This is a genomic window from Flavobacterium sp. (assembly GCF_027531705.1).
Classification (GTDB): Bacteria; Bacteroidota; Bacteroidia; order Flavobacteriales; family Flavobacteriaceae; genus Flavobacterium.
Genome location: NZ_JAPZSP010000001.1, coordinates 59,804 through 79,968, shown reverse-complemented (window position 1 = coordinate 79,968; position 20,165 = coordinate 59,804). Strand labels below are relative to the sequence as shown.

The 20,165-nt window shown below is 29.9% G+C and carries 22 protein-coding genes; 13 read left to right on the top strand and 9 right to left on the bottom strand.

The window, feature by feature from the left end; translation table 11 throughout:
* The 11 genes from O9267_RS00430 to O9267_RS00380 all read left to right on the top strand — a co-directional run bounded on the left by O9267_RS00430 (position 1) and on the right by O9267_RS00380 (position 11,153).
* Entirely contained in the window at positions 1-462 is a 462-nt protein-coding gene (locus O9267_RS00430) for a hypothetical protein (protein WP_298175168.1), read from the top strand.
* 11 nt (positions 463-473) lie between these two features.
* The gene (locus O9267_RS00425; protein ID WP_298175167.1) at positions 474-992 is read left to right on the top strand and encodes a hypothetical protein; all 519 of its coding nucleotides are present in this window, start codon (positions 474-476) and stop codon (positions 990-992) included.
* Positions 989-2,056, top strand: coding sequence for a hypothetical protein (locus O9267_RS00420; RefSeq protein ID WP_298175166.1), 1,068 nt, complete (start codon positions 989-991; stop codon positions 2,054-2,056). The genes O9267_RS00425 and O9267_RS00420 overlap by 4 nt, the downstream gene beginning before the upstream one ends.
* Before the next feature lie 6 nt (positions 2,057-2,062).
* Positions 2,063-2,512, top strand: a complete 450-nt coding sequence (locus O9267_RS00415; RefSeq protein ID WP_298175165.1) for a hypothetical protein — start codon at positions 2,063-2,065, stop codon at positions 2,510-2,512.
* An 8-nt stretch (positions 2,513-2,520) separates the two neighbouring features.
* A complete protein-coding gene (locus tag O9267_RS00410) occupies positions 2,521-2,817 on the top strand; it encodes a hypothetical protein (RefSeq protein ID WP_298175164.1) in 297 nt (98 codons plus the stop codon).
* Between the two features lie 33 nt (positions 2,818-2,850).
* Positions 2,851-4,653 (top strand): tetratricopeptide repeat protein, encoded by a 1,803-nt coding sequence (locus O9267_RS00405; RefSeq protein ID WP_298175163.1) that lies wholly within the window; start codon positions 2,851-2,853, stop codon positions 4,651-4,653.
* Positions 4,646-5,374, top strand: coding sequence for a LytTR family DNA-binding domain-containing protein (locus tag O9267_RS00400; protein WP_298175162.1), 729 nt, complete (start codon positions 4,646-4,648; stop codon positions 5,372-5,374). Before O9267_RS00405 ends, O9267_RS00400 begins: the two co-directional genes overlap by 8 nt.
* Before the next feature lie 97 nt (positions 5,375-5,471).
* Positions 5,472-5,798 carry a DUF4870 domain-containing protein gene (locus tag O9267_RS00395; protein WP_298175161.1) on the top strand — a complete coding sequence of 109 codons (327 nt, stop codon included), beginning with the start codon at positions 5,472-5,474 and terminating at the stop codon, positions 5,796-5,798.
* A gap of 30 nt (positions 5,799-5,828) precedes the next feature.
* Positions 5,829-6,815: a hypothetical protein gene (locus O9267_RS00390; protein ID WP_298175160.1), complete on the top strand. Its 987-nt coding sequence runs from the start codon at positions 5,829-5,831 to the stop codon at positions 6,813-6,815.
* A 33-nt stretch (positions 6,816-6,848) separates the two neighbouring features.
* The gene (locus O9267_RS00385) at positions 6,849-10,643 is read left to right on the top strand and encodes a hypothetical protein (protein WP_298175159.1); all 3,795 of its coding nucleotides are present in this window, start codon (positions 6,849-6,851) and stop codon (positions 10,641-10,643) included.
* 27 nt (positions 10,644-10,670) lie between these two features.
* Positions 10,671-11,153, top strand: coding sequence for a hypothetical protein (locus O9267_RS00380; protein ID WP_298175158.1), 483 nt, complete (start codon positions 10,671-10,673; stop codon positions 11,151-11,153).
* A gap of 12 nt (positions 11,154-11,165) precedes the next feature.
* Here the strand turns inward: O9267_RS00380 and O9267_RS00375 are convergent, their stop codons facing one another.
* The 9 genes from O9267_RS00375 to O9267_RS00335 form a co-directional block, all read right to left on the bottom strand.
* Positions 11,166-11,804 carry an alpha/beta fold hydrolase gene (locus tag O9267_RS00375; protein ID WP_298175157.1) on the bottom strand — a complete coding sequence of 213 codons (639 nt, stop codon included), beginning with the start codon at positions 11,802-11,804 and terminating at the stop codon, positions 11,166-11,168.
* Between the two features lie 20 nt (positions 11,805-11,824).
* Complete coding sequence (locus tag O9267_RS00370; RefSeq protein WP_298175156.1) at positions 11,825-12,148, bottom strand: hypothetical protein; 324 nt, start codon at positions 12,146-12,148, stop codon at positions 11,825-11,827.
* Positions 12,148-13,401 (bottom strand): dihydroorotase, encoded by a 1,254-nt coding sequence (locus O9267_RS00365; protein ID WP_298175155.1) that lies wholly within the window; start codon positions 13,399-13,401, stop codon positions 12,148-12,150. The genes O9267_RS00370 and O9267_RS00365 overlap by 1 nt, the downstream gene beginning before the upstream one ends.
* Positions 13,402-13,417: 16 nt before the next feature.
* Entirely contained in the window at positions 13,418-15,358 is a 1,941-nt protein-coding gene (locus O9267_RS00360) for a BatA and WFA domain-containing protein (RefSeq protein ID WP_298175154.1), read from the bottom strand.
* A gap of 3 nt (positions 15,359-15,361) precedes the next feature.
* Positions 15,362-15,643 carry a type II toxin-antitoxin system RelE/ParE family toxin gene (locus O9267_RS00355; protein WP_298175153.1) on the bottom strand — a complete coding sequence of 94 codons (282 nt, stop codon included), beginning with the start codon at positions 15,641-15,643 and terminating at the stop codon, positions 15,362-15,364.
* Positions 15,640-15,882 carry a hypothetical protein gene (locus O9267_RS00350; RefSeq protein ID WP_298175152.1) on the bottom strand — a complete coding sequence of 81 codons (243 nt, stop codon included), beginning with the start codon at positions 15,880-15,882 and terminating at the stop codon, positions 15,640-15,642. Before O9267_RS00350 ends, O9267_RS00355 begins: the two co-directional genes overlap by 4 nt.
* 44 nt (positions 15,883-15,926) lie before the next feature.
* Entirely contained in the window at positions 15,927-17,276 is a 1,350-nt protein-coding gene (locus O9267_RS00345) for a DEAD/DEAH box helicase (protein ID WP_298175151.1), read from the bottom strand.
* A 209-nt stretch (positions 17,277-17,485) separates the two neighbouring features.
* Entirely contained in the window at positions 17,486-18,250 is a 765-nt protein-coding gene (locus O9267_RS00340) for a TIGR02757 family protein (RefSeq protein ID WP_298175192.1), read from the bottom strand.
* Between the two features lie 21 nt (positions 18,251-18,271).
* Positions 18,272-18,934, bottom strand: coding sequence for an ABC transporter ATP-binding protein (locus O9267_RS00335; protein WP_298175150.1), 663 nt, complete (start codon positions 18,932-18,934; stop codon positions 18,272-18,274).
* A gap of 157 nt (positions 18,935-19,091) precedes the next feature.
* On the opposite strand from O9267_RS00335, the gene folE reads away from it, so the two are divergent.
* Together folE and O9267_RS00325 are read left to right on the top strand one after the other, a co-directional pair.
* Positions 19,092-19,763, top strand: a complete 672-nt coding sequence (gene folE / locus O9267_RS00330; RefSeq protein WP_298175149.1) for a GTP cyclohydrolase I FolE — start codon at positions 19,092-19,094, stop codon at positions 19,761-19,763.
* Between the two features lie 51 nt (positions 19,764-19,814).
* Positions 19,815-20,120 (top strand): hypothetical protein, encoded by a 306-nt coding sequence (locus tag O9267_RS00325; protein WP_298175148.1) that lies wholly within the window; start codon positions 19,815-19,817, stop codon positions 20,118-20,120.
* Positions 20,121-20,165 lie beyond the last annotated feature (45 nt).

Below are 20,165 nucleotides of genomic sequence, written 5' to 3'. Positions count from 1 at the left end.
ATGAAAGTAACAAGAACTGTATTAAGTAGCAATGAAAAAAAACAATTAAAAAGAGCATTTTATTTTCGTATTATTTTTTTAGGTTTTATCGGATTGCCTTTGGCTTCAATTTTAGTGATTCTTTTTTTGGAAGAAAATTTTATGATTTTGGCAATAGTCTTTTTGGTAATTTTATTCCTGTTGTATAAATATGTTTTTTCATTTTATATACAATCCAAGAAAAACCTTTATGCAACACATAAATTAGTGGTTGAAACTAAAGTTTTAAGTATTGAAAAACAGCTTCTTACTAAAGGTTTTAGGTTTTTTGTAATTACTGAATTTATTAAAATTGATAGTTGGAATTGTACTTTACACAATACTAAACTAACATTTGATAAACTGTATAATGGTATGTTGCTTGAATTGCATTTAATAGAAAACAATGCTGTTGATTTATTAGAAATGAAAGAGATAAATTGAAATATAATCTAATGAAAAAATTAATTTTATTTTTACTTTTCTATCAATTTTCGTCTGCACAAGTTCAAGATTCAATTACTGTTGTAAAGCGAGACTTGCATCATTATAGTGAGTCGGTTTCTAACAGTTTGAGGTTTGGATTTGGAGTTCAAAAATCGTTTCAAACAGAAATTGGATATGCAAGAATGACTAATATCGTTGGTTGTACTGGTTTTTTATCGAAAGCGTATTATACTTCGTTTGAATATTCGCCAGAAACTAAAAATAGCAATGATGTTTTCGCTTTTAAAGCTGGTTGGGAAGCTAATCTTTCAATTCTCGCTGTCGCTTTGGAAGCAAAATATGTAACTGATTTTGATGTTGCAAAAGATTTTGTAATTGTTCCTAAAATTGGTTTTGGAATTGGTTATGTCAATTTAATGTATGGTTATGCAATTTCGACAAATCATCATCCGTTTTCATCTATTGGAAAGCATCAATTTTCATTGATTGCAAATTTGCCTTTGATAACAAAAAAAGTAGATAAATGAGAAAAAGTACCATTCTTTTGTTCCTTATTTTTAATTGTAGTTTTGCTCAAGAAAGTGAAATTTGGTATAGCTTTTATAATGCTGATTCAACTTTGGTTGGTTTTAAAGATGTTGCTGAAAATGTAAAAATTGAACCTAAATTCGGAGTGATTTCTAACGCTTACAAATTCGACAAAATCATGGCGGTTTCTGAACCAACGGAAAAGTCAACTAAATATTATTATCTAACAAAAACTGGAAAAAAAGTTGGAATTGATAGTTTGTACATTTTTGACAATGGTTTTGATTGTGAAAATGAAGGTTTTATAAGATTTAAAGACAATAAAAATGATAAAGTTGGGCTTTTTGATGCTAACGGAAAGATAGTAATTCCAGCTGTTTATAGCGCAATTTCTAAAGTTCAAAACGGAAAGTTGTTTACGCTTTGTAATGCTACTAAAATACAAGATGGAGAACACTTTTTTTGGAAAGATGGAACGCAATCGCTTATTGATACTCAAAATAATACGCTTATTGACAATTTTAGACTTGATGAAAATATTAATTTGTATTCAATCAAAATTGAAGATAACTTGATTGAAAAAGAAGTAATTCGCGATTATTTTAAAGGTAAAAATGGAAAAACATATTCTTTTATTAATTATGAAAAAGAATTCAAATTTTGGTTAGAAACTGTTTTTAAAAATGATTTAAATTCTGAAAAAATAACGTATTATTCATTTGAAAAAATCTCTTATTGGGATGATGATAAAGGTTGGATTTTGACAAAGAATAATGAAATGCCAACTGATGTTATGACTAAGATAATAAAAAAGTTAAATGCTATAAATGACAATTCTAAAGTTTACAGGATTTTTAATGAAAGTCTAAATCCATATATATACGAAACACCTGAATTTGATGTTTTTTTTAATAATTGTGTCGAAGCAATTCCCGAAAAATATCCTGTTATGAATGTTGTAATTGATGGCAGAAAAAGATATAAATATGTTCAAGATCAGTTTGAATTTTTGCGAACAGAAGATGGATACAAATTAGTTGGAGTTTCAATAAGAAGTAATTAATTAAGTATGAGAAAAATCATTTGTTTGATTTTATTGGGAATCGGTTTTAACTCATTTTCGCAAGAAATTTTAATACCAATTGGTTATGTTTATAATCAAAAGCACAATCTTCATTTGGGCTTGGATGTACAACTTACTAAAGAAACTTTTTTTATAGTTGGAATAAGTAGCAACACTACTTTCAATAATGGAAAGTTAAAATCGTTGCCAGAAGTTCATGCAAGTATTATCCCTTTTTCAAGTGAAAATAATAACTTGTTTCTGAGCTGTTTTATGACTGAAATTGCTTCTACAAAAGAGTATTTTAATCCAAATTTGGGCTTTAGTATTGCTAATATTATCAAGTTAAAAGCAGGTTATAATTTTTTGTACAAATCTCAATATCAAGATGCAAAAGGAATTACTTTTGGTCTTGTTTTTTCACTTGGTTCAATGAAGAATTTTAAGATAATGTAATTTTAATAATGAAAAAATCAATTGGTTCACATATTCTAAAACGACTTGGAATTTTTCTATCCGTTTGTGTAGTTTTTTCGATTTTATTTAAAAAAATATATGAACCTTACAATCATACTTCAATTGTTGGAAGTGATAGCGATTGGTTGTTAATCATTTTCAACTTCATTTTCATCGTGATTTTCTTTTTCTTTTTGTTAATTGAAGCTTTCAAATTTAATTCTGAAGAAGAGAAATACCGATATGCCAACTTGGGAATGCTACTGTTTTTGGTACTTTTTGTTATTGTTGTATTCAATTCTTAATACATTTTATACATTTGTTATAAATTATAAATTTTGAGAAATAAACTTTTTATATTTTGCATTATCAGTTTGGTTTTTGCTTCTGCATTTGCCCAAACGACTGAAAGTTCCATAAAGTTTGAAAGTAGAATTTCAAAATTATCTGTTCAAAATCCCAATGAAGCAATAAAACAGATCGATTCGTTGCTTCAATACGCCGATTTGAATGATACATTAATGGGTATTTTGTATTATCGAAAAGGACACTCTTACCAAAATATCAATAACTTCGAAGCTTCATTACCTCAATATGATAAGGCTTTAGGTTTTTTTAAAAGCACAAAAAACAATCTAAAAATCATCGACCTTTTAGCTTCGCAAGCATCATCTAATGCTATTTTGGGAAACCGAAGAAAAGCAATTGTTTTGGCTTTTGAATCATTAGATTTGGCAAAAAAAATCAAGAATGACGATTTAATTGCCTCAAGTTATTCAACAGTTGCCCATGTTTATTATACTTTAGAAGACTGGGATAATGTTTATAAATACCTAACATTAGCTTACAAACTTGAAAAGAAAAACAACAATATTGCCGGATTGGCTTCAACTTATAACAATTTGGCAAGTGTTTATCAAAACAGAGGTCAATATGAAAAAGCCTTATATTATTACAACTTTGCTTTAGAAAATAGTTTCAAAATGAAGAATAACATTTACGTTATGAATTCTTATGAAAACATTGCGCAAGTTTATACCGAAACAAAACAGTACGATAAAGCATTAGAATATTTAAATAAACTAAAAAAAATTTGCGATTCACTCAAGATTCCAAATTCTACTGTTAACATAAGTATTTCGCGTGTCTATCAACTTAGGAAAGATTATAAAAACGAAAAAATTGAACTTATTACGGCAAAGACAATTGAGGAAAAGGGAAAAAACTTTCCAGCTCAAAAAAGAATCGCCAAAAAACTTTTGGAAAATGCTATCAATACCAAAGATTTTCAAAGCGCAATAAAATATAAGAATGAAATAGATTCATTAGACGTGCAAATCGCAATAAAAGATAGAGAAGATACCAAAGTCGTTATTGAAAATCAAAAGAAAATTTTGCTAAAAGAAAAAGAATTAGAGATTTCTAAAGAGCGAAATAGAAATATAATTATTACGTCGGTAATTTTGTTTTTCTTGTTCTTTTTCGGATTGTTGTTTTTGGCACAACGTACTAAAAATAAAGCTTTAAAAGAAAATCAGCAACGATTAGTTTTAGAGCAAAAAGTATTACAATCGCAAATGAATCCGCATTTTATTTTCAATGTGCTTTCGGCAATTCAAAATAGTTTGTTGGATAATAATCCAATTAAATCGGCGGGTTATTTAGCTAATTTTGCTAAGTTAATCCGTCAGAATTTTAATTTTATTCAAAAGGAAAAAATTTCACTTGCAGACGATTTGGACGCTTTAGATAATTACATCAAAACGCAACAATTTCGTTTCAATAATTCGTTTGATTATAAAATTGATGTTGATGAAGAAATTGATACTGAAACAGTTTTTATTCCGCCAATGTTACTTCAACCTTTTGTTGAGAACGCAATAGAACATGGTTTAAAATCAATAGATTACAAAGGTTTTCTTGAAGTAAAAATTCAAGAAATTGAAAATAAGATTCATTTCACAATTACAGATAATGGTGTTGGATATTTTCCAAATAATGATGCCAAAGAAGATCATGCCATAGCCATTTTCAAAAAGCGATTGGCGTTAATGGGAAACAATGACGAAAGCAGTTTTGAAATCAATAACAATCCAAATGCAAGCGGAACGCAAGTTAAATTTTGTATAAAAAATGATTAAAGCAATTTTAATAGAAGACGAAGTAAATGCTGCATCGGCACTTAAGAAAATGCTCAAAATTATTGCGCCTGAAATTGCAATTATAGACGAAGCAACAAATGTAAAAGAAGCTGTTCAGATTATAAATGCGTCTCAATTTGATTTGTTATTTCTTGATATTCAGCTCAAAGATGGCAATGCTTTTGAACTTTTAGACCAATGTTCAAATTTGAATTTTTCGATTTTGTTTACAACTGCTTACAATGAATATGCTATTAAAGCTATCAAATACAGCGCGTTAGATTATTTATTGAAACCAATAAATCCCGAAGAATTAGAACAATCTTTAGAAAAAGTAAAAGAAACCATAAGGAAAAAAACGGATTACGAATTGATGTTAAAAAACTTCAATGATAATCATAAAAGCGAAGAAAAAAATATTGTTTTACACACGCATACGCAAACGTACATCGTTGCCGAAAAAAACATAATTGCATTGCAAGCAGATGGCGCTTACACTAGATTTATAACTACAAAAGGTGAAATTTTAGTATCAAGAAATCTTAAGTATTATCAGGATGTTTTGAATGCAACTATTTTTCTTAGACCACACAAATCTTATATTGTCAACAAAAATTACATTCAATCTATTTCGGATAATTTTATTAAAATTAATGATGTAATTTCAATTCCAATTTCTGTTCGAAAACACCAGGAAATTAACCAATTGTTAAAACAATAAAACGTTTATCAAATCAATCTTTACGCTTATTAATAATAGCATTCTTCATCTTTTTTTGTTCTTTATATTTGATTAACTAATTTAAAATCAAATTAAAATGAGTAACAAAATAGCTTCTATTATTTCGTATATTACCATTATTGGATGGTTAATAGCTTACTTTGGTACACAAAACCAATCTCGAAATGAACTTTTAAAACTGCATCTCAAACAAAGTTTTGGACTTGCCATTCTTGGTCTTCTATCTGGAATTGCTGTAAATGTTATCTCGTCAATTGTTCCTTTTTTATCTTTTTTAAGCTTTTTAAACCTGGCTTTTTTAGCATTTATGGTAATTGGAATTCTTAATGCTAATAGCGAAAAGATGGAAAAATTGCCAGTAATTGGCAATCTTTTTGATGGGAAACTTGATTTTATAAAATAAAAAAGCACTTTCGAATTCGAATAAAGCCCTATGAATCAATCGATATCTAGCATAGCTGAAAAGAAAATATCAATTCTTGAAAAAAGAATTTTAAAAGCTAAAGTAAGCAAAAAATTAGATTTATCCGATTTGAGTTTGACTTCTATTCCAACAGAAGTTTTAGATTTAACTCATATTGAATCAATAGCTTTGACCAATAATTTAGGTTTGATTTTAGGAAATGAATTAGCAAAATTTTCCAATTTAAGGTTTCTTAAAATTGATTATTTAGGCTTGACAAAAGTTCCAGAGATTGTAACTCAAATTTCGTCGCTTGAATCGTTAGATATTTCTGGAAACTGTATTTCTGAATTGCCTGAAACGTTTTCTAATTTAAAAAATCTAAAGCGTTTTAAATTATATAACTGTGATTTTGAGGTATTTCCAAAAGTTTTATACCAACTTGAAAAGCTAGAAGATTTGAATTTAGCATTTCAAGAAAAACAAAATGCGATTCATATAAATCAAGCTTTGAGAAATCTGAAAAAATTAAATTTGAATGCCAATTATGGTTCGACAGTATCTGTAAAATTACCCAAACTAATTGTTCTAAATTTAGATAATTGCGGACTTAAAAGTTTTGAAAGCATTTGTATTCATAAAAAACTAAAATCGGTTTCAATTAGGTTAAATAAAAATTTAAATTTTATTCCAAATCAAATTGTTGAATTACAAAAACTGCAAGCAATTCATTTTTATTTAAGTGATGATTTTCAGGGAATTGATAAGTTAAATGAATTGCCAAAACTTAAGCGAATTCATGTTCAGTTTTTATCTACAAATCCTAAGAAGCTTAAAGATATTTTAAAAATAATTTCCTTCACTGATTTATATTTAGAAGGAAGTTTTGAAAATAGAAAGTTGTGGAAGAAGATTTTAAAGAAACCTAATTTAGAGGTTTTGTACAGAATATCAAATTATTATGATGAAAAAATAAATATACAAAGAGCTCGAAATGAAATTGGAATTAAGATTTAAAAAATGTAAAAACTAAACCTTTTCTCTTTAATCATGAACGAAAATCAAAAAATAACATTCAAAGATTTTAATTTCAAGTTACAAGTTATTGACTTTTTCATTGGAAAAAATATTTTTGATACTGAACTAGATGAATTAGTAAAAAAGTACAATAATATTGAAACCGATTTCTCATACAAGCCAATTCCTGAAATTGTAAAATTTTGTGAAGAACTTGAGTTTACACCCGAAATGCTTGCTTCTATAACGCATTTTAATCCAGATGGTGGCGATGAAATTTACCTAAAAATTATTGCAAATTGGGATGGTGAAGACGATATATTTGATATAAAATCGTTAGAAGATGTTCAATATTTGCCCAATTTCAATTCGTTTGATCCAGTTGCATTAATTGATCCTTCGATAGATTTGTCACCATTGCTTTCATGCGAAAAATTAGAGCAAATTACCGTTTTTGATTCAAGATTTAATGATGCAATTCCTTTTTTAGAAAAAGGTGTAACTGTAAATCTTTGGGGAAAGTCGATTGTTTCAATTTGTTTTGTAAGCTATGAAGATATCAAAATTCTTATTCCAGATGATTCAAATCTTGTAAAATATGGAAATCTTGAAAGCGATAGTTCGTTTCTGCTAATTGATGGAGATTACGAAACCGTAAACATCGACTTAGATGCACCGTTTATTTCTTTTGAAAATCGAAATCAGTATTATTCGGCTTATCTAAAACAAGAAAGCACACTTGCGATTGTTATAAATGGCAATTTTACAGCCAAAAATATTTATAATCACAACACTGATGGCGCAATGGGTTTGATTGTTTTAGGAAATCTAAAAGCAGACAACATGTTGGTTGGAGGTCAAGAGATTTATGTTGAAAAAAATCTTCAAGTCAAAGAGCTTTTTTGGGGCGATTACAATCATGGAGATTTGACTGTTAAAGGTGAAATCAAAGTTAATTATTTTCTGCAAACCGACGAATATCATTACCCTGAAACTATTTCTGATGAAGGTCAGAACGGCGATGTTCTAATAAACCATCTTTTTTTAGATTCGATGTTGACAGAAAATCCGATGGAATTTTTGGATCAATTTTTTGTAGATGAAATAATTAGAGATGCAGAGGAAGATGAAGATGATTGGTATACTTGGTTGCAATTTCTTGATAGAAGTAAAGCCATTGAGTTATTAATTGATAATAAGCCAATTGTGTACGAATCGCCAAAGGAAATTGTAAAAGAAGAAATTCCAAAACTATTTTTTGATGCTTCATTTTCTAACGAAGAAGTTTTGCAAAATCAAGTTCCCAATTTCGATAAACTAATTGATTTAATTCCTGAACATGATCCTGAACAAATTTTCAAAACTTCATTAGTTGACGATTCTTTTCCTTGTCAAGTTTTTATATCGCGACCACATCTTAGCCAATCTGGTTCAAATGTTGATGCTGCCATAATTGTATACGGAAATGATGGTTCTGAATTCTTTTTTTGGAAACGTCAAATGAATCCGTTGAAACGATTAGTTGGTAAAAATCCACCATTAATAGCGTATTATAAAAATGTCGATTTGAATGTTTTTTCACCTATTTCTATTTTTCAAAGACCAGATTTGGTTAGAATAATGCAATTACTTTGGATAGAAATTCTTGAAAGAGCAGAAAAAGGTATTTATTATGCTAATGAATTTCAAAAAGTTGTAAAACCAGATGAGATTCTAAACATGATTCAGTTGCCCATTGTGCAAGAATTATATTATGATTGGTTTGATGGTGATAAAAATGCATTTTGGCGCGGTTCGTTCAATTTTTGTTTTAGAAGACCAGAAACGCTTGACGAAAAAAGAGCTATGTTAAGAATTGGAGTTGAAAACAAAAACAGCGAAGTTTTTGACATGCTATCGTATGATTTCAGAATTGACTTGAACGAAAATCCAACAATGGTCAAGCTTCAATATAAGAATACACAAAACGATGATGTAAAAATTGATCGATATAGTGAATATGGCGTAAATGTCTCATTGTTTGATAGTCATTTGATAAAAGAAGCTATCAAATGGTATAAAATTGCACTAAAAAGTGTACCAGCTGAAAATTTGGATTATCTAATAAAAAAGGAGCGAGACGAAAGGGAAAAGCAAATAGAAATGGAAAATTCAGAAAAATTACGTCATAAAAAATTTGTAAAACCTTATGACAAAATGATAGTTGATGGCATTGAATTTCAAGTGTTGGATATTCATGAAGCACATCAACTTATCGGTGAATTAACTGATTTAGGAGGTAATTTACTTTACGATGTTTACGACGATACTTGGCGTTTTCCAAATTATGAAAATAATCCCTTTTTTCTTTATACCAGCATTGAAGTTGAAGTTGAAAAATTAGAATTGGTTTACAGCACAAATGAGAATCCTGATATTTTTGTTTTAGGATTTATTTTTGGTAAAAAATTGGAATCAAAAAGCTATGTTTTGGCATTTGACACAGATAACTCACCTGCATTGATAGCACTTTCAGATGTTAAAGCTCAAAATATTCACTTGTTCGGAAACATTCATTATGTGGCTGGCGACATGACTTGCGAAGTCGTTATGGGCGAATATAATCACGGCCTTTTGTATGTAAAAGGAAACTTAACAGCTCATTTTGCATACGCCGATGATATGTCGATGTATTTTGCCAAAGCAGATAATTTATATGCTAGTTATGGTGATACAATTTATACATTAATTCCTGTAATTATTGATGGTGAAAACAAGTTTTTCCAAGAGTATTTGCCAAATTCTTGTTCGCCTTCCGAAATTCTAAAAGAGGGTTTTGAAAGTGGCGAGTTTATCACCACTTCAATGTTAGACTTGGAGAAAGTAAAAAAATATAACAAAGATGATGTTGATGCGGCTTTTGAAGCAGTTTTTGATAATTACAGCGAGGATAAACTTGTTCTTGGCGATAACGAAGCACATTATCATGCCATGCAATATGAAACAAATGGTGAAAGGTATAATTACATTTTCAAAATGCAATTGGCTGGTTTTAATTACAGAGTAGGAGTTATCCAAAATATTGCTGATAAATCCTATATGTTTTCGATAGAATATTATACAGATGATAAATTTACATTAGAAAAATATTTTTGGGAATTGCCTTTAGATGGTGATTCGCTTATCAGCAGAATTGCATTATTTGCATTATTTGAAAGTGTAGAACATTTGCTAGAAAATGATGACCAAAATTCTGATGAAACTTACAACCATATTTCAAATGAAGAGTTTAGAAATCAGTTTGGTTCTTATAAAATTCCGGATAGTTTAGAAAAGTTATTGTTTTTTTCAAATGAAGTTGATTTTGATACTTTTTCAGATGGTTTTTATCTTAATGAATACAACAAAACTGGCTTAAAAACATACAGTGATAATCCTGATTTTTACAATTCTTTTATTGAATTTGCTAAAGCTAATGGTTCAGGAAGCAGTTATGCTTTATGGTTGATTGATGATGATTTAGATAACTGCCCAATTGTTGTTTTTGGCGATGAAGGCGGAATTTTTGTAGTAGCCGAAAATATGGTACAACTTATTCATTTACTAACTTTTGACACCGAAATTTCAATTTATAGAAATGCTTATTTTTATAGAGATGAAAATGATGATGATTATGAAGAAAGCGATACACATTATGAATTTGTTGATTGGGTAGAAAGTAATTTTGGTTTGCAAAAAATTGAATCTAACGAGCAAGCAGATGTAATAACCGAAAAAGCTAGTGCAAGTTATCAAGCAAAATTAAATGACTTTTTAACCAAATTTGATATAGATAATAACTGGGATTAATAATTTCACCAGAAAAAATTATTTTAAATGAAATCAATTACAAACGTACTAGCAATTTTAGTAATAATAATTACAAGTTGCAATTCAAAAAAAACTGAAGCAGAAGTAAAACAAACGGATAGCATTGCAACAAAAGAAGTTATGAAACCAACTGAAACTGCTTTTGAAACTTTGGATTCAGCTACTAATGAACTAGTTGAAGAAAATAAACAACTAGAAGAAGAACTTGCTGAATTTGAAGACAAAAATAAAGAAATTCTTGGAAATTGGTTTACGCCACATGCTGCCGCAATAAAAATCAGCTTTTTTACTAATGGCTGGTTTGAATTTGATAATTACAATTCAGAATTAGACGAAAGCGAAGTAGTTTCTGGAAGATATGAGTTTGAAAATGAAAAAGTTACTTTGCTTTTTGAAGATAAAAGAGCAAACCAAGTTTTTAACTTTTCCAAAGATGAAACGGCTTCGTACTTAAAAGCTAAAGGATATTATTTCGTTAAAGAAAATTAATGCTAAACGATTCTAATTCTCCAACCAATTTTTAAAATCATAAAAATTTTGTGGTGAAACGCCGTGACCAATAGGATATTCTTTGTAAACAACTGGAATTCCTATTTCTGTTAGTGCTGGAGCAACTTTTCTAGCCCAATCTACTGGAATTACTTGGTCAACAGTTCCGTGAGAAGCGAATATTTTTAAATTTGAAAAATCATTTTTCTCAAAATTTTCTGTTGCCATTTCAGTATTCAAATAACCGCTCATAGCCACAACACGTTGAATTTTTTCTGGATAAGATAACGCCACGGCGTAACTCAAAATCGAACCTTGGCTAAAACCAATTAAACTTACATTTTGCGCATCAATTGGATATTTTGCAATCAATTCATCAATGAAATTTGCAATCAAATCACGAGATTGCTTAGCTTGATTTATATCAGAAAATTTATTTTCATCAGCATCAAAGTTGATAGCATACCAAGCATAACTTCCGTACATCATATCATAAGGTGCGCGAGCTGAAACAACATAATAAGTATCAGGAAGTTCACTCGCAAACGAAAATAAATCTTCTTCATTGCTACCATAACCATGTAGCAACAGCAACAACGGATTTTTTTCTAATTTAATTTTCGGTTCTCTAATAATATAATGTAAACTCATAATTTAGTTTTTTTGTCTTTCTAAGATTTTAACCATTTTTGAAAAAAAACTCCCAAAAGCGGAATTGGTCTCATTTCACCTTTTATAGCAGTAAAAATACCGTAAGTCCATAATATTGAAACAAATAACCACATTGATGACGAAATCATTATGTTATCAAAATTACTTATTATCAATCCTAGTGAAACAAATAAAATAGATAATCCTAATGATTGACGAATATGAAATGCTGCAAATGGATTTTTCGGTTCAGCATTCATCGACATAGCTATTAAAACGCCTACAATTAAAATATAACTAGTTATGGCTGCTGATTTTCCAGCATCAATTGTTTGTTTGTCCATTAGGCTAAAATTAATTGTTTGTTATTGACAATTCCATAAACTTTTCCTTTCATCGGTTGTCCAATAAAAGCGGAATTTTTTGATTTTGAAAGAATGTTTTCTTTTGTAAAAATTGATTCTGTTGAAGGATTGAAAAGTGTGATTGTTGCTATAGAACCTTCTTTTATACTTTGATTTTCAATTCCGAATAAGCTTTTTCCTGAAGTTAATTTGGAAACCACAACTTCAAGCGGAAGCACTGTTAGCAAACTTCCGAAAGCACTTTCAAGTCCGATTGTGCCATTTTTAGCCAAATCAAATTCCATTTTTTTGTGTTCAATGTCAATAGGATTGTGATCAGAAGTTATCATGTCGATTGTACCATCCAAAACACCTTCAAGTAATGCTTTTCTATCTGCTTCATTTCGCAAAGGTGGCGAAACTTTATAACGTGTATCAAATCCGTCTAATTTTTCATCTGTCATTACCAAATGGTGCACGGCAACACTACAAGTTACTTTCAAACCTTTGGCTTTTGCTTCTTTTATCAAAGTAACTGATTTTGCTGTTGAAATGGTTGGAATATGTAGCTTTCCACCAGTATATTCAAGTATAAAAAGATTTCTGGCCACCAATAATTCTTCAGCCAAATTCGGAATTCCTTTTAATCCTAATCTTGTTGAAACTATTCCTTCATTGGCAACACCATTTCCTTTGATATTGGCATCTTGCGAAAAAGCTATAACCAATCCGTCAAAATCTTGTGTGTATTGTAAAGCTATTTTTAGCAAATTGGAATTGTCTAGATTCTTTCCATAATCGCCAAAAGCAACTGATCCAGCGTTTTTCATATCGTAAAGTTCTGCCAAATCTTTTCCTTCACTATTTTTGGTCAAAGCGCCAATCGGATATATATCGGTTGCTTTATTTTGCGCTTTTGATTTTACAAAATTTACTTGCGATTGGTTATCAATAATCGGGTAGGAGTTGGGTTGTAATGCTATTGCTGTAAACCCATTTTTGGCAGCCACATTCAAACCATTTTCTATAGTTTCTCGGTCTTCAAATCCGGGTTCACCTAGACTTACACTACTATCAAACCAACCTTGTGAAACATGAAGATTATCTAATTTTAGTTCTTCAAAATTGTTTTCGTTTGAAAGTTTGGCACCAATTTTAGTCAAAATTCCATTTTCAATTTGCAAATCGACCGTTTGGTTATGAAAAGAACTTTGTGAGTCGATAATCTTGGCTTCTCTAATAATTAGTTTCATAGTTTTAATTTTTAGTCTATTTCACAAATTTTTGAATTAGTATTTCCAACACCAGAAAAAGCAAGGTTAAGAAAACAAACCATTTCCATATTGAAGTATCTTGGCGATCAAACTTTAATGTGTCAAAAACAGATTCGATTGATTCCACTATTTTGTAATTAGAAAGAGCATCAATGTTAGATTTATCAATGTTTCCTTCAGTTCTTGAATAGTTAAAACTTATGTTCTTGATTAATTTATTTTGATTAAAAACGCCATAATTTCCAGCTTCTTTTGGCAAATCGTTAAACGTCATTTTGGCTTTATTATTCAAAATTTGTTGTACCGGAATGAATATTTCGCCTGTCGTTTTCGAAGTGCTTTTTACTTCTAAAATCTCATCTTTTGCCAATTCGACATCAACTATAAACGGATTGTTTTCACCAATTTTCATCGAAACTACACCCGTTTTTTGGTCATTTTGTGCCATGTTGTAAAAAGTTGGTACAATTAACGGTGAATTCTGAAAGTTGGAATTTGTTTTATTAATAGCTGCTGCAAAAACATAAACGGTCGAAATTCCATTAGACTTTGCAGTCAAAAATGAAGATTGGTCTTGGTAACTCAAAATCGCTGGTGTTGCACTTGAAATGGTAAAAGCACTTTTTGTGTTTGGATATTGAAAATTATCAATTTTTTTATCGAAAACCGATTGAAATAACGGATGATTAAAATGAATTTTGGTTACCATTTTTTCAGATGTAGAAACCGCCCCAAACTGCATATTTGCAATGTTTGAAAGAAAACTATTCAAATTTGGTAGCGAACTTTCTGTTGCTGGAATGATTACCAAATTTCCGCCTTTTTCAACAAATGATTTTAAAGTTGTTTGTAAGGCTTGTGGAATTTCTTTTAGCTCATTCAACACAATGGCATCTTGTTTTTCAAGGCTGTTGTAATCTAAATTTTCTATTGGAAAGTTTTTATATTCAAATTCATCACTTGTATAAATTCTACTTAAAAAATTGCTTTTCTCTGTTTCACCAATGCTAATTACATTTTTCTTTTCTGGTTTTGAAATACTGAAATACAATTGATTATCATAATCCAAACCATTATCAGAAATAGAAAAATAGCCATTAAAATCTTCTTTCGGAATCGTAAAATTCATTGTTTTACTTTTCGATTCTAATTTAACCAATGTTTTAGCAACCAATTTTTCTTTGTTGTACAAACCAATCGGAATTTCTTTCAAATCATCACCATAAGTAGTTAATTTGACACCAATTTCATAAAAATTATCCAGCGTTTGATTGATAAAAACACTATCAATTGAAATATTATTTTTCTGTTCTGCTTTTGGAACTACAAACAAAGTATTCAAATCTTTATTGATGCTACTCAATTGTTTACCTTCTAATCCAACTGCATCTGTTATAATCACAACATCTTTACCAAAGGCTGATTTTCTGGCTTTTACTTGATTGAGAACACTTTCCAGATTGAAGGCAGTTGCACTGTATTTTAAATTCTGTAATTCTTTTTGAATCGATTTTATATCGGTATTCCAAAAATTTTCCGAATTGGTAAGTAAAGAAAGACTCTGATTTTCAGGAGCATGCTCTAGTAAATCTTCAACAGCACGTTTTAGTAATTCGCCTTTTTGACCTTTGGCTTGCATACTGTATGAATTATCGAGAATGATATAAAGTTCGTTGGAAGCGTTTTTGCTGTCTTTTGCTGTAAAAAATGGTTGTGCAAAAGCAATGATGACAGATGCCAGCAATAATAAACGTGTCGCAAGAAGCAACCATTTTTTTAGTTTAGAACTTTTTCTGGTTTGAATAGAAAGTTCTTTTAGAATTTTAACATTGGTAAAATATTCTTTTTTGAAACGACGTAATTGAAATAAGTGAACCAGAATTGGAATAACCAATAAAAATAAGAAGTAGAGAATTTCTGGGTGTTTAAATTGCATTTTTTAATCTAAATTTTTGATTTTTTCTGGATTTTGTTTAGTGTGAAAAACTGAATAAATACGAATTGTTTCTTTGTCAACACAATAAATTATTTTGAATTTGCCTTCAATTAAATACCTAAAATCCTCATTTCTAAAATTTAATAATTCTTCCTTTTGTCCAATAAAAGGAAATTCTTTTAAAGCTTTTGTTCGTATTATAATATTTGAAATTGTATTTTGAGAATAGCTTTCTCTAATTTTTTTCAATTGTTTTGTAGCAAAAATTGACCAAACTATTTTCATTTCCAAGAATCAATAAGTGTATCAACTTCTTCTTCAGTTAAAGTTTCGTCGTTTAAATGTTGCTTATGTGAAATATCAATTGTTTTAGTAAATTCTTCTAAAGACATTGGTGTTTCAGTCTTTTTAGAAGTTTTATTAAAACTAATATTGATTACTTTTTCTAATTTATCAATAATCTTTACATCATTAATTTTTAGAAATTCTTCAATAAAATGTAATTTTTTCGCCTCTAAATCCATATTTATAAACAATTAAAATTAAACAGTGAAACAAATATAGTGTTTTATTTTTTCTTTGCTCTTTTTTTATTTTGTTCGCGCAACATATTTCGGTTGACAGAACCCGATGTTTTTTTCTTTGTTTTCGATGGTCCGCCGAGATTTACTTTGGTGTTTTTCTTGGCTTTTTCATGAAAAGCGCCTTCACCTTCTAATTTTGGTTTTTTGAGTAAAAATTTGATTTTTTCTTTGTCTTTTTCTGGACCAATCAAATGAGTAGAAATTTCAACTTCTTTAGGAAAAACTTCTGGATTCAACTCACGATTCATCAATAATTCAATCTCAATTTTAACTTCTTCCTCACGGTTTGTGTAAAAACTTATAGCAGTTCCATTGGCATCGGCACGACCAGTTCTACCAATTCTGTGCATGTATAATTCTGGTTCTTCGGGCATTTCAAAGTTGATAACGTGTGTAATATTTGAAATATCCAAACCACGAGCCATAACGTCTGTTGTGATTAAACCACGCAAATTTCCTTTTTGAAAACTAGCCATCGTATTTAATCTGTAATTTTGAGATTTATTAGAGTGAATGATACCAAATTGCCCTTCAAATTCAGCTTCAATTCGCTCATGAAGCATGTCGGAAATCTTTTTGTTATTGACAAAAACCAAAATACGACTCATAGATTCATCATTCTGCAACAAATGTTTCAGTAAATTGATTTTGGTATTAAAATTTTGAACTTTATAAACTAATTGAGTAATATTTTCTAACGGTGTTCCAGATGCTGCAAGAGTTACTTCTTCAGGAAAATCGAAATAATCATTCAAAACTTGATCTACTTCATCTGTCATGGTTGCCGAAAACAAAATGTTTTGACGTTTGGTTTTCATCATCGACAAAATCGAAGTGATTTGTGGTCTGAAACCCAAATTTAGCATTTCATCAAATTCGTCAATAACCAATTTTTGTGTTTCGTCAAATCGTATGTAAGCATCTAAAGCTAAATCCATTACGCGTCCTGGAGTTCCAACCAAAATATCTATTCCGTCAAAAACGGCTTTCTTTTGCGTGTTGATGTTTACGCCACCATAAATTCCGAGTGTTTTAACCGACATGTATTTGGTTAATTTCTCAACTTCTTCGACTACTTGCACCACTAATTCACGTGTTGGAACTAGAATTACAATTTTAGGTGTATTGGTTGGTGTAAACTTGTAAAGTTTCAGCAATGGTAGCAAGTAGGCAAAGGTTTTTCCTGTTCCTGTTTGTGCAATTCCCATCATATCGCGACCTGACATTATCACGGCAAACGATTTTTCCTGAATAGGAGTAGGAGTTGTAAAACCCAATTCGTCTATTGCTTTTTGTACGGATTTTGGAAGATTGAATTGCTCAAAAGTGCTCATTTGCTTGAATTTTGTGCAAAGATAGGGTTTTTAAAATTGATTTTCTAGTGAGAAGTTTTTCACGGTTTTGTTGGTTTACACGAATTTCACGAATTTGCACGAAAATGCATCTTTGTTAATTTCACAAATTGTAATTATTAATGAATTTGTGTAATTTTAAATTGTATTTTAAATTCGTGAAAATTGGTGAAATTCGTGTAAAAAACAATCTAAAACTTTTCAAAAACACCAAGACCAAATAACGCAAAATCGTATTTTACAGGATCATTTTTGTCTTGTAATCGCAAATTAGTATCGAGTTCCGACAAGGCTTTTGCATCGTTTTGTTTTCTTGAAAGAAGTTCTAATTTTCTTGCAACATTTCCTGAATGAACATCAAGTGGACAAGATAATTGTGAAGGCGAAATGCTTTTCCAAATGCCAAAATCAACGCCTTTTTTGTCTTGACGAACCATCCAACGGAGAAACATATTGATTCGCTTTGCAGCCGAATTATTCAGAGGATCAGAAATATGCTTTTGTGTTCGATTTTGATGTTCAACTTCAAAGAAAATTTGTTTGAAATTTGATATGCTTTTTTGCATCGAATCCTTTTCGGCATAATTGGAAAAAACAGCTTCCAAACCGTTGTGGTTATTGTAAATATTTTTTAGACAAAGAATAAACGTTTTAAAATCGCCACCATTAAAAGTTCTGTGTACAAAATTATCGAGTTTTTCAAGTTGGTATTCTTGATGATTTAGTACAAAATCGTAAGGTGAATTGCCCATCAAATCCATCATCTTTTTGGCGTTATTGATAATCATTTTGCGATTTCCCCAAGCAATTGTTGCTGCCAGAAAACCTGCAATTTCAATATCTTCTTTCAAAGAAAAAGCATGTGGAATTTGAATTGGATCTGATTCTATAAAAGTTGGATTGTTGTAAAGTTCCACTTTCTCATCAAGAAAAGATTTGAGGTCGCTTTTGTTCAAATTAATCATTATAAAGGATTACTAAACACTAATTTTACCATCAACCATCACTAATTTTCTATCCGCCATATTGGCTAATTCTTCGTTGTGAGTTACAATTACAAAGGTTTGACCAAATTCGTCACGAAGTTGAAAAAACAGTTTATGTAAATTTTCAGCAGAAGCAGTATCTAAATTTCCCGAGGGTTCATCGGCAAAAATCACGGCAGGTTTGTTTATCAATGCTCTTGCAACCGCTACACGTTGTTGTTCGCCACCAGAAAGTTCGTTTGGTTTGTGCGAAATTCTATGCGATAAACCAAGATATTCCAGAAGTCGTTTGGCTTCTTTTTCGGTTTCAGATTTTTCTTTTCCTAAGATATAAGCTGGAATACAAACATTTTCTAAAGCTGTAAATTCAGGTAATAATTGATGAAATTGAAAAATGAATCCCAAATGTTGATTTCTAAATTTTGAAATGGCTTTGTCATTCATTTTCAAAACTTCTTCATTATTTATTGTTAGTGAAGTTCCGTTTTCAATTTTTGGTTTGTCTAATGTTCCAAGTATTTGAAGCAAAGTTGTTTTTCCGGCACCAGAAGCACCTACAATTGATACAATTTCACCTTTTTTTATATGTAAATCAACACCTTTTAATACGTGTAAACTATTGTAATACTTGTGAATATTATAGGCTTTTATCATCTTTTTATTTTTCACAAAGAAACAAAGTATTTCCTAAATTGTTTGTAGGTATAAGAAATATTTATCGTTGCATAAATAATAAATAAACGTTAAATAAAATTATTTGTTTAAAGTTTTTGTAAATTTGTTCAACAAAATAATTTAATCTCATTTAGCCATGAACACATTAATTGAAAAAGAAATTTACGAATTGATTGGCGATAATCATCAAATGACATCGGCTGATACACCATTGCGTCCAGATGCATTTGATAAATCGGATGCTGACAAAATGCAAACCATCGAAAAGCATTTCCATATAATTATGGAAGAAATGGGATTAGATATGACTGATGACAGTTTACAAGGAACTCCACATCGAGTAGCTAAAATGTTTATTCAAGAAATTTTTTCTGGTTTGAACCCTGCAAATAAGCCAAAAATTTCGGTTTTTGACAATAGCTATAACTATGATAAAATGTTGGTTGAAGCCAATATTAGTTTTAACTCAACCTGTGAACATCATTTTTTACCAATAGTTGGAAAAGCTCATATTGGTTATGTTTCTAGCGGAAAAGTTATAGGATTGTCTAAATTGAATAGAATTGTAGATTATTATTCTCGTCGCCCTCAAGTGCAAGAGCGTTTGATTATGCAAATATACAACGAGTTAAAAACAGTTCTGGAAACAGATAATGTAATTGTTGTTATGGAAGCAACCCATTTATGTGTATCAAGTCGCGGAATTAAAGATGAATCTAGTTATACTTCGACTATTCAATACGGTGGAATTTTTAATGAAAAAGAAAATAGAAACGATTTTTTCAATATGATAAATCAGCCAAAATAGTTTGGCATTTGTTTTGTATAGATTTATTCAAATTTTTAAATTGAATAAAAAATGACAAAAGAATTGCAAGTTGAAACAATACCTCAAGTTAAATCGCATAAAATGGCGAAGTTAGTTGTCGGAATTTTGTTTGACTTAATAGGAATGATTTCCTATGTTTTTCCTGGATTTGCTGAAATTATAGATGTTATTTGGGCACCAATTTCGGGACTTTTACTGGCCAAAATGTACAAAGGAAATACAGGTAAAATTGCGGGTATTTTTGGATTCTTAGAAGAACTTGTTCCTTTTACCGATGTAATTCCAACATTCACAATTACTTGGATTTATACTTATGTTATCAAAAAAGAAGACTAAAATTTAGTTATTATCTATTAAATGCCAATCTGAAAAGGGTTGGCA